The following is a 9,969-nucleotide window of genomic DNA, read 5'->3' as shown; positions in this document are numbered from 1 at the left end:
TCTACCCCATTTCGGGACAAAAGCACGTTCTCAGCGGGCTATGAAGAAGCCGGAAATGACTTCCTCCTCGATTTCAGTGCATTCCAGGGCGTCTACGTGCGAGTAGGGCGGCCCCTGGCCGAACCGTTCGCGAAACAGTTTCAGGGCCTCGTCGTCCCCCTGCGCCATGGCTTCCACCCGGCCGTCGCGCAGATTGCGCACCCAGCCGGACACACCCAGGGAACGCGCGGTTTCCCGGGTGTAGCCGCGAAACCAGACTCCCTGGACGCGGCCGGAAACAATGCAGTGGAGCGTTTTGACCATCTATCCTCCTGGTTGAGCGCGTACCCAGATACGATACAGGAGCTATGCGAGGAAATGAAGGTGGAGAATTGGGGAGGCGGATAAAAAGGCGCTACGGGGGGCGACTCAAGGCTTTGTCCCGAGCTCGGGAGCGAAAAAGCCGCCAGGGTCAGAGCTGCCCCTGCATCTGATAGCTGTAGTAGTCGTCGTCCGTGACGATGATGTGGTCCAGCAGGCGCACGCCCACTTCATGGCAGGCGCGCTGCATCCGCTCGGTGAGCTCGTCGTCCATGCGCGAGGGGCGGGGGTCGCCGCCCGGGTGGTTGTGCACCATGATGCAGCTTGCGGCCTTGCGCTGCAGGGCCTTGGCGATAAGCTCCCGTGGGTACACGGCCGTCTCGTTCACCGTGCCGGAGGTGATGCGCTCCCAGCCGATGAGCCGGTTTTTGGCATCCACCAGCACCACCCAGAACTCCTCGGTGGAGAGGTGGCCCAGGCGGCTCATGGCCATGTGCGCGGCCTTGGACGGATGGGACAGGATCTCGCGCTTCCTGGCCGGTTCCTCTTCCACGCGGGCGCGTATCTCCTTGAACAGCGTGAAGAAAATTTCAGCGGACGGGCCCAGGCCCTTGACGTCGGAGAGCTCCTCCGGCCGGGCCAGGAGCACGCCGCGCAGGGTCTCGTAACGGCTGAGCAGCTCCTTGGCCAGGGGCTTGGTGTCCCGGCGGGGAATGACGTGGGCGAGCAAGAGCTCCAGCAGCTCGTAGTCGGCAAGCTGCGACGAGTCCTGGGTCAGGCGCTCTTTGAGTCGCTGCCGGTGGCCGTGGTAATGGGGCTTGTCCGCCATTACGGTCGCTGCCTCGGCGGGCCGCCGCGGCGTGGCTGCGCAGGACCCGTCGGTCCGCGGCCGGTCGCGGTGTCGTCGGCAAAGAGCGCGGCCATGCCGGCCACGAGGCGCTCCAGAGCCTGCTCCGGCTTGCGTTCGCCGGACTTCACGCCGTACTCCGCCTCCATGGCAAGGTCGAAGAGCACGGCGATGCGCGTGCGGCCCAGCCGGCGGGCCAGGCTCTCCTTGGCGCGCATCACGGACATGGGCAGGCGTATGCCCTGGGTCTCGCCGGCATCTATCTGCCAGAGCAGGCGCGCCTCCCGCGTGAGCAGGGAGAGCAGCGGAAAGAGCATGCCCTCGCCGCCAAGGCGGTCGGCAAAGACCTGTCTCCATACCGCCACGGACGCCGTGCCCTTTTGCAGCGCCTGGATAAAGCCGAAGATGTCGATGTCCGGAGCATAGGCCGTCTCCCTGGCCAGGGCCGTGTCGATGACGCCTTGTCCGTCCCCTTCCACGGCCTGGGCCGCCACAGCCAGCTTGTCCATCTCGGCGGTGATCGCCGCGGCGTCCAGGGGCAGGGATTCCGCCAGAAACTGCAACGCGCCGGGCGCAAAGGCAACGGAGCGCCTGCGGGCCTCGCGCTCCAGCACGGCGGCCATCTTGTTGCGGGTGATGCCCGGGGACTGCCAGTACCAGCCGCGGTCCTGCGCCAGCGTCCAGAACTTCTGCTTGGTCAGCTGCGCCGGGGGCTTGGGCTGGTTTCGCTGCCAGGCAGACTCCAGACAGAAGATGGGAAAGGCGTGCTCCTTGAACCCGGCCAGGGCCGGGACCAGGGCCTTCCAGTCCGCAGCCAGGAGCTTTTCGGCATGCCGCACCACGATGCACTTGGCGCGGCCGGTGAGCGATTGCAGCGTGAGGTCTTCCCAGAATTGCGGGGGCAGCCCTTCCTCGGCCCAGTAGGAACGGCGGTCGAACCCGGTCGCAGAAGCACCCAACAGGCCGCCGCCGGCCTCAGCCGGGGCGTACTGCTTCATCAGCTCCTGGACTTTTCCCTGAATGATCTTGGAGTCCGGGCAGGCGAGGAAGAAAAAACCGGGCCGGTCGGCGCCGGGGCGGGATGCGTTACCGGAAGGCGGGGCTGTCATAGGGCTCATGGAGCGGCAGCATACGGCGGGAACCCTGCCGCTGACAAGCGCCTCCCTGGAATTATAAAAGCCCGTTTTTAACAAATGCTCTGGGGGAAAACCTTTCTGGAAGAAAGGTTTTCCCCCAGCCCCCCTTTCCAAAGACTTTTATCTAGTTTTCCTCAAAAAACAGGCTGCTCTTGTTCGTGAACAAAAGCAGCCTGATGAAAGGTTTGGGAAAGGGAGAGCGCGAGAGGGGAGAACAGCTCTGCTATCTTCATCCCTAAGAGCGCTAACAACCGCGCCTAAGGGCTGAAGTCCTTATTCAAAGGGGTTCCCCTTTCGCATGTGCATCTGCATTGGTGAACTACGTGGCGACCACGTTGACCAGCTTGCCGGGGATGACCACGACCTTGCGCACGGTCTTGCCTTCGAGGTGTTTCTGCACGTTGTTCTCGTTCAGGGCCTGCTCCTCGATGGCGTCCTTGGTGGCGTCGGCCGGCACGTCGATGCGGCCGCGCAGCTTGCCGTTCACCTGGACGACCACGGTCACGGTATCGAGCACCAGGGCGTCGGGGTCGTACTGCGGCCAGCCGGACTCGGCCAGCAGAGTGGCGTGGCCCATGCGCTCCCAGAGCTCCTCGCAGATGTGGGGCACGATGGGCGAGAGCACGAGCACGGTGGAGGCAACGGCCGAGGAAAAGACCTTGCGGCCGCCTTCAGATTCCAGCAGCGCGTCCCGGCTGGTGTACATGAGGTTGACCAGCTCCATGACCGCGGCGATGGCCGTATTGAACTGGAATTTGTCCGAGAGGTCCTCGCCCACCTTCTTGACCGTGGCGTGCTCCTTCTGGCGCAGCTCCTTGGCCGTGTCGGCGGCGTTGCCCGCGGTCTCGCAGTCCGCCGCCGTGGCCGAGCAGGGGGCCATGGTCATCAGGGATTCCTGGGCGTCCAGCACCAGGCGCCAGAGCCGGTTGGCAAAGCGGTAGGCGCCCTCGATGCCCTGGTCGGACCAATCGAGATCACGCTCCGGCGGCGCGGCAAAGAGGCAGAAGAGCCGCACGGTGTCGGCGCCGTACTTGGCGGTCATGTCATCCGGGGAGACCACGTTGCCCTTGGACTTGGACATCTTGGCCCCTTCCTTGAGCACCATGCCCTGGGTGAGCAGGTTGGCGAAGGGCTCGTCAAAGTCCAGGTAGCCCAGGTCGCGCAGAACCTTCACAAAGAAGCGCGAGTAGAGCAGGTGGAGGATGGCGTGCTCGATGCCGCCGATGTATTGATCCACCGGCAGCCACTGGGAGACGATGTCCTTGTCAAAGGGCTTCGTGTCGTTGCGGGCGTCGGCGTAGCGCAGGAAGTACCAGGAGGACTCCACGAAGGTGTCCATGGTGTCGGTCTCGCGCCGGGCCTTGCCGCCGCAGACCGGGCAGACGGCGGTGGTGAAGGTTTCGTCCTCGGGCAGGGGAGAGCGGCCGTCCTCCTTGGTCTTCACCTCCAGGGGCAGGACCACCGGCAGGTTCTCTTCCTTCTCGGGCTGGTAACCGCACTCCTCGCAGTAAACCACGGGGATGGGCGCGCCCCAGTACCGCTGGCGGGAGATGTTCCAGTCGCGCAGACGGTAGTTGATGGCTTTCTCGCCCATGCCGCGCTGCTGCAGGGCATCCACGATCTTGAGCTTGGCCTCCTCGTTGGGAGTGCCGTCGAACTCGCCGGAGTTCACCAGCACGCCGGGATCGGAGTAGGCGGCCTCCATGGTCGCGGGGTCCAGGGTCTCGCCTTCCGGGGTGATGACCACCTCGATGGGCAGGTCGTACTTGCGGGCAAACTCGAAGTCGCGCTGGTCGTGCGCGGGCACAGCCATGACCGCGCCGGTGCCGTACTCCATGAGCACGAAGTTGCCCACCCAGATGGGCATACGCCGGCCGTTGACCGGGTTGACGCAGTACGCGCCGGTGAAGACGCCTTCCTTCTCCATGTCATCGGCTGTCCGGGCGATGCGGTCCATGTCCCGGACCTTCTTGCAGAAGGCCTTGACCTCGTCCTCGCGCTCCGTGCCGGCCACGAGCTGCTCGATGAGCGGATGCTCGGCCGCCAAGCTCATGAAGGTCGCGCCGTACAGGGTGTCCGGCCGGGTGGTGAAGACGCGGATGCGCTCGTCGGAGCTCTCGATCTGGAACTCCAGCTCCGCGCCCACGGACTTGCCGATCCAGTTGCGCTGCATGGCCACCACGCGCTCCGGCCAGCCCTGGACCAGGGACTTGTCCAGGTCGTCCAGCAGCTCCTCGGCATAGGCCGTGATGCGCAGGAACCACTGGGAGAGCTCCCTGTGCTCCACCATGGAGTCGCAGCGCCAGCACTGGCCGTCAATGACCTGCTCGTTGGCCAGCACGGTGTGGCACTTCTCGCACCAGTTGACCGGGGCCTTGCGGCGGTAGACCAGCCCCTTCTCCCACATCTTGATGAAGAAGAGCTGCTCCCACTTGTAGTACTCGGGATCGCAGGTGGTCACCTCGCGGCGCCAGTCCAGAGAGTAGCCCATGCGCATGAGCTGGGCTTTCATGGTGGCGATGTTCTCGTAGGTCCACTTGGCCGGGTGGGTGTTGTGCTTGATGGCGGCGTTTTCCGCCGGCATGCCGAAGGCGTCCCAGCCCATGGGGTGGAGTACCGAGAAGCCCTGCATGCGCTTGAACCGGGCCAGGACGTCACCAATGGAGTAGACCCGCACGTGGCCGATGTGGATGCGGCCCGAAGGGTAGGGGAACATTTCGAGAACGTAGTACTTCGGTTTGTCCGAGGTGCTCTCGCATTCAAAGGCGCGGGCTTCGTTCCAGCGCTTTTGCCATTTTTCTTCCACGGCCTGGAAGTCGTACGGCTCCATGGTGTCTCGTCCTTTCTATGCTTCGTTGAAATTATGTGTATGCGGAACGCAACCCGAAAATCAGTGCGAACGGTTCCTGGACTGGAGCAGACGCAAGAGGCGATAGGTGGGGCGCTTTTCGCGTTCCGCCTGGGCCTGCGCTTCCAGCTCCAGGGCAATGCGCTCGTAGTCGTGCTCGTCATCCACCTGGAGGTGGGGGAACTTCTTGGCCCACCTTTCCGCGCACCGCTGGAAGTCTTCGCGCTGCAGGCCCACCTGGATCAGGACCACGGCCTCGTTACTGAACAGCGGCCAGAAGGCGTCGCCCCAGCTTGCCACGGCGTCCACGATGTAGCGGTCGAGCACCTGCGAGACGGAGAGGGTGTCGATCCACCAGTGGTCCCAGCCCATGCGCATCAGGGTGTCCGCCATGTAGCCGATCCAGGAGCCCATGTTCTTTTCGCCGCGCGGTACGAGGAAGACAACCTCGAAGAGCTGCTCGCCGTCGCGGTTGGGCCAGGAGCGGACCTCGGCAGACGGCGCCTTGCCGTCCTCTGTGGCCGCTATGTAGACGCGGGCGAACTCCGGAGGACTCTGGTCAGCGTCCTTGATGAACCCCAATTTCACCATGCTCGAGCGCCTTTGCCGCAGCATCCAGGATGCCGTTTACGAAACCCTTGGAATTTTCGTCGCCATACTGCTTGGACAACTCCACCGCCTCGTTGATGGCTACCTTGGTGGGGACGTCGTCACGGTAGAGCATCTCGAAGACGGCGAGCCTGAGTATCGTCAACTCAATTTTGGCGATCCGCGTGACCCGCCAATGCTGCGAGAACTTGTTGATTATCTCATCGAGCTCATCCCGCTTCTCCCACACGCCGTGAGTCAGCTCCCAGGCAAAACCCTGGGTCGGCTGCTCCGGATAGGGAACGTCGGAGACGAGCTCCACCTCTTTGCCTTTGGGCGCGACAGGGGCCTTGGCGAAAGCCTTTTCCAGATCACGCTCTGTGGGCGCGCCGGAATAGCTCAGGCCGTACAGCACCTGAAAAGCAGTCTCCCGAGCGCCATGACGGGAGCGACCTGTGTCCGTCATGTTTACAGCTGCTCCAGGACTCGCACACTTTCCAGAGCGGCGGAGGCAGCCTCTACGCCCTTGTTCCCGGCTTTGGAGCCGGCGCGCTCGATGGCTTGCTCCAGCGTGTCGGTGGTCAGCAGGCCGAAGCCGATGGGAACACCGAACTCCAGCGCGACCTGGGCGATGCCCTTGGTGGCCTCACTGGCCACGAAGTCGAAGTGCGGGGTCGCGCCGCGGATCACCGCGCCGAGGCAGATGATGGCGTCGAACTCGCCTTTCTTGGCGAGCTTCTTGGCCACCACGGGCATCTCGAACGCGCCGGGCAGGCGCACCAGGGTGATGTCCTCGCGGCTGGCGCCGTGGCGGACAAGGTAGTCCACCGCGCCGCCCACGAGCTTGTCTACGATGAAATCGTTGAAGCGGGTGGCGACCAGGGCGAACTTCAGGCCCGAAGCGTCCAGCTTGCCTTCGATGGTTTGCAGATGGGGCATGGTATGGTCCTTACTCGTCAGCGGAGGCGTCGCCTCCGGCTTGGCAATTGTTGACGTGCAGCATGTGGCCGAGCTTGCTCTGCTTGGTCTGCAGGTACTTTATGTTGGCGTCGCAGGGGCTCATCTCGACGGGTACGCGTTCTACAACTTCGATGCCGTACCCTTCCAGGCCCACGATTTTCTTGGGGTTGTTGGTCATCATGCGCATCTTGCGCACGCCGAGGCTCACCAGAATCTGAGCGCCGATGCCGTAGTCGCGCAGGTCGGCCTTGAAGCCCAGCTTCTCGTTGGCTTCCACGGTGTCGTAGCCTTGGTCCTGCAGGTGGTAGGCGCGGATCTTGTTGGCCAGGCCTATGCCGCGGCCTTCCTGGCGCATGTACAAAAGGATGCCGGAGCCCTCGGCCTCGATCATCCGCAACGCAGTCTGGAGCTGGCCGCCGCAGTCGCAACGCATGGAGCCCAGCACATCGCCGGTCAGGCACTCGCTGTGCACACGCACCAGCACCGGCTTGCTCGGGTCGATCTCTCCCTTGACGATGGCCAGATGGGTCTGGTTGTCGATCTCGCTATCAAAGGCGATGGCCTTGAACTCGCCGTAGCACGTGGGCAGGCACGCCTCGTCGATGCGCTTTACCGAGGTATGGCCGGTGCGCATGCGCAGGCGGATGAGGTCGCGGATGGTCGCGATCTTCAGGTCGTGCTCCTTGGCGAACTCGACCAGGTCGGGCATGCGCGCCATGTTGCCATCCTCGCGCATGATCTCGCAGATCACGCCGGCCGGCTTGAGCCCGGCCATGCGGGCCAGATCCACGCTGCCCTCGGTCTGGCCGGCGCGCACCAGCACGCCGTCCTTGCGCGCACGCAGGGGGAAGATGTGACCGGGGGTGACCAGATCGTCCGATTTGGCGTTGTCCGCCACGGCCGTGAGGATGGTGGTGGCGCGGTCATAGGCCGAGATGCCGGTGGTCACGCCGGTGCGCGCCTCGATGGACACGGTGAACGGCGTCCCGAACTTGGACGTGTTGTCCGAGGACATCATGGGCAGTTCGAGCCGATCCACCAGGAACGGCGCCATGGCCAGGCAGATCAGGCCCCGGCCGTGGGTGGCCATGAAGTTGATGATCTCGGGGGTGACCTTTTCCGCGGCCACGGTCAGGTCGCCTTCATTCTCGCGGTCTTCGTCGTCCACGAGGATGATCATGCGCCCCTGTCTGATTTCTTCTACCGCCTCTTCGGCGCTGATGATCGGCATGTGCGTTCCCTTATGTTCGTCTCTTCCGGTCTCAGGCATGCAGCGGAAGGGAGGTTCTGTGGTGCGCCCGGCGGGGCGGGCGCATCGAAAAATGGCGCGGCCTTGCCGCTGCGGGAAGGGGTTAGTTCCTATCACAGTCCCGCTGGAGTATCAAAACCCGTGTTTGCGCAGAAAATCCATGGATATGCCGCCGGAATCGTTGGCGTTATCTTCATCGGAAGAACCGCCGGACCACGCCTTGAGCATGCGCTCCACGTACTTTCCGATAAGGTCTGTCTCCATGTTCACTTCCGTGCCTGTGCGCCACTGGGATATGGTGGTTTCAGCCATGGTGGACGGGATGATGTTCACCATCAGAAAGTTCTCGCCGCACCGGTTCACGGTGAGGCTGACGCCGTCCAATGCCACGGAACCCTTGGCCACCACCTGGGAGCCGAAGGCGGCCGGGAACTCCAGCCGGTATACCGTAGATTCGCCGACCTTATCCACCGAGGCCACGGTGGCGATGCAGTCCACGTGACCGCTTACCATGTGGCCGCCCAGGCGGTCGCCCATGGCAAGGGCGCGCTCCAGGTTCACGATGGAGCCGGGCTTGAGCGAGCCAAGCGCCGTGGCGGACAAGGTCTCGGCCGAGGCGTAGGCGGAAAATCGCGCGCCGCGCCCGGTCGGGGTATTTTCGGCGCGCTCCACGGTGAGGCAGGCGCCGTTGACCGCAATGGACTCGCCGAGAACGATATCCTGCAGGGCGAACTGCGGCTCCACGGTGAGGCGGGTCTGGCCGCCGATGTTGTCCAGGCGGGTGATGCGGCCGGTGCCTTGTACGAGTCCGGTGAACATTGTCTATATATCCTAAGAGTCTTGTGGCCGGAAGGTGAGCAACAGGTCCTGGCCGGCGGTTCTGGCCTCGGTGAGCCGCATGCCCAGGGCCTCGTCCATGCGCTCGGGCGCGCGTCCGGCAAACAGGGGCCGTGCCTCGGCGTCGCCCAGCAGCTTGGGCGCCATGTGCAGCCGAAGCTCGTGGACCAGACCGGCTTCCAGCAGGGAGAGCCCGAGCCCGCCGCCGCCTTCGCAGAGCACATGGTGCACGCCCAGCTCGCGGCGCAACGCCTTCAATCCTTCGGCCATGTCCTTCGCCGCAATGATCCGGGCCCCACACTGCACAAGGGCCTTTGCCTGATCGGACTCCGCAGCGGCAGGCGGCGCGATGAACACGGTCTGGTGCGGGCGCTCGGACAGCAACCGGCACACCGCGCCCGGTTCCGGAAGCCGGGACGTGGCGACAACGGCCAGGGGCTGCTTCAATGGATGTGCATCGTCGGCCGTTTCGTCAAGGGGTGCGCCACCTTCGGCCAGGCGGTGGGTGAGCTGCGGATCGTCCTCGCGGAAGGTGTTGCCGCCCACCAGAACGGCGCCCACGCCGCGGCGCAGCTGGTGCACCTCGCGCCGGGCATCCGGGCCGGTGATCCACTGCGAGTGGCCGGTGCGTGTGGCGATGCGGCCGTCCAGCGTGGTCGCAAGCTTGAGAATGACGTACGGCAGGTCGCCGCCCACCCAGACCAGGAAGTCGGCCAGGCTGTCGGCGCAGGCCTGACGCACGTCCGGGTCCTGGCTGTAGCGGGCGTTCACGCCATTCTCTCGCAGAAAGGCCAGGCCGCCGCCGGCTACCAGGGGGTTGGGGTCCGGATGGCCCACCACTACGCTGCGCACGCCGGCGTCCAGGATGGCGCGGGTGCAGGGCGGGGTGCGGCCCGTGTGGTTGCAGGGCTCCAGGGTGACGAACAGGGTGGCGCTGGCAGGATCGACGCCCTTGTCGCGGGCATCGCGCAGGCACATGACCTCGGCGTGGGGCTGGCCCGGCGCGGCGTGATAGCCGCGGGCCAGGATGCCGTCGCGCGTGGCCAGCACGGCGCCAACACAGGGGTTGGGCGCGGTGGCGAAACGGCCGCGCTCCGCCTCGGTCAGGGCAGCGGCAAAGCAGGCGCGTTCGCCGGCGGGCAGGGCCGGGTCCGGCGGGTAAAGCGCTCCGAGCGCAGGGAAGTGGAGACGCTGATCCATGGCC

Annotated in this window: 10 protein-coding genes; all 10 read right to left on the bottom strand. The window is 64.8% G+C overall.

The window, feature by feature from the left end; all coding sequences use genetic code 11:
- Positions 1-30: 30 nt before the first annotated feature.
- A complete protein-coding gene (locus E8L03_RS06705) occupies positions 31-303 on the bottom strand; it encodes an acylphosphatase (protein WP_171266901.1) in 273 nt (90 codons plus the stop codon).
- Between the two features lie 148 nt (positions 304-451).
- Positions 452-1,129 (bottom strand): RadC family protein, encoded by a 678-nt coding sequence (gene radC / locus E8L03_RS06700; RefSeq protein WP_144306158.1) that lies wholly within the window; start codon positions 1,127-1,129, stop codon positions 452-454.
- Positions 1,129-2,265, bottom strand: a complete 1,137-nt coding sequence (locus E8L03_RS06695) for a DNA polymerase III subunit delta (RefSeq protein WP_171266900.1) — start codon at positions 2,263-2,265, stop codon at positions 1,129-1,131. The genes radC and E8L03_RS06695 overlap by 1 nt, the downstream gene beginning before the upstream one ends.
- A gap of 337 nt (positions 2,266-2,602) precedes the next feature.
- Positions 2,603-5,113 (bottom strand): leucine--tRNA ligase, encoded by a 2,511-nt coding sequence (leuS, locus tag E8L03_RS06690; RefSeq protein WP_171266899.1) that lies wholly within the window; start codon positions 5,111-5,113, stop codon positions 2,603-2,605.
- Between the two features lie 60 nt (positions 5,114-5,173).
- Entirely contained in the window at positions 5,174-5,722 is a 549-nt protein-coding gene (locus E8L03_RS06685) for a hypothetical protein (RefSeq protein ID WP_171266898.1), read from the bottom strand.
- Positions 5,691-6,185, bottom strand: coding sequence for a transcription antitermination factor NusB (gene nusB, locus E8L03_RS06680; RefSeq protein ID WP_144306162.1), 495 nt, complete (start codon positions 6,183-6,185; stop codon positions 5,691-5,693). Before nusB ends, E8L03_RS06685 begins: the two co-directional genes overlap by 32 nt.
- A gap of 2 nt (positions 6,186-6,187) precedes the next feature.
- Positions 6,188-6,658, bottom strand: coding sequence for a 6,7-dimethyl-8-ribityllumazine synthase (gene ribH, locus E8L03_RS06675; RefSeq protein ID WP_171266897.1), 471 nt, complete (start codon positions 6,656-6,658; stop codon positions 6,188-6,190).
- A 10-nt stretch (positions 6,659-6,668) separates the two neighbouring features.
- Positions 6,669-7,910 (bottom strand): bifunctional 3,4-dihydroxy-2-butanone-4-phosphate synthase/GTP cyclohydrolase II, encoded by a 1,242-nt coding sequence (locus E8L03_RS06670; protein WP_144306164.1) that lies wholly within the window; start codon positions 7,908-7,910, stop codon positions 6,669-6,671.
- Between the two features lie 150 nt (positions 7,911-8,060).
- The gene (locus E8L03_RS06665) at positions 8,061-8,747 is read right to left on the bottom strand and encodes a riboflavin synthase (RefSeq protein ID WP_171266896.1); all 687 of its coding nucleotides are present in this window, start codon (positions 8,745-8,747) and stop codon (positions 8,061-8,063) included.
- A 12-nt stretch (positions 8,748-8,759) separates the two neighbouring features.
- The gene (gene ribD / locus E8L03_RS06660; protein ID WP_171266895.1) at positions 8,760-9,965 is read right to left on the bottom strand and encodes a bifunctional diaminohydroxyphosphoribosylaminopyrimidine deaminase/5-amino-6-(5-phosphoribosylamino)uracil reductase RibD; all 1,206 of its coding nucleotides are present in this window, start codon (positions 9,963-9,965) and stop codon (positions 8,760-8,762) included.
- Positions 9,966-9,969 lie beyond the last annotated feature (4 nt).

This window comes from Oceanidesulfovibrio marinus (assembly GCF_013085545.1).
Taxonomy (GTDB): Bacteria; Desulfobacterota; Desulfovibrionia; order Desulfovibrionales; family Desulfovibrionaceae; genus Oceanidesulfovibrio; species Oceanidesulfovibrio marinus.
The sequence above is the reverse complement of the archived record's forward strand: the minus strand, read 5'-3'. Positions and strand labels throughout refer to the sequence as shown.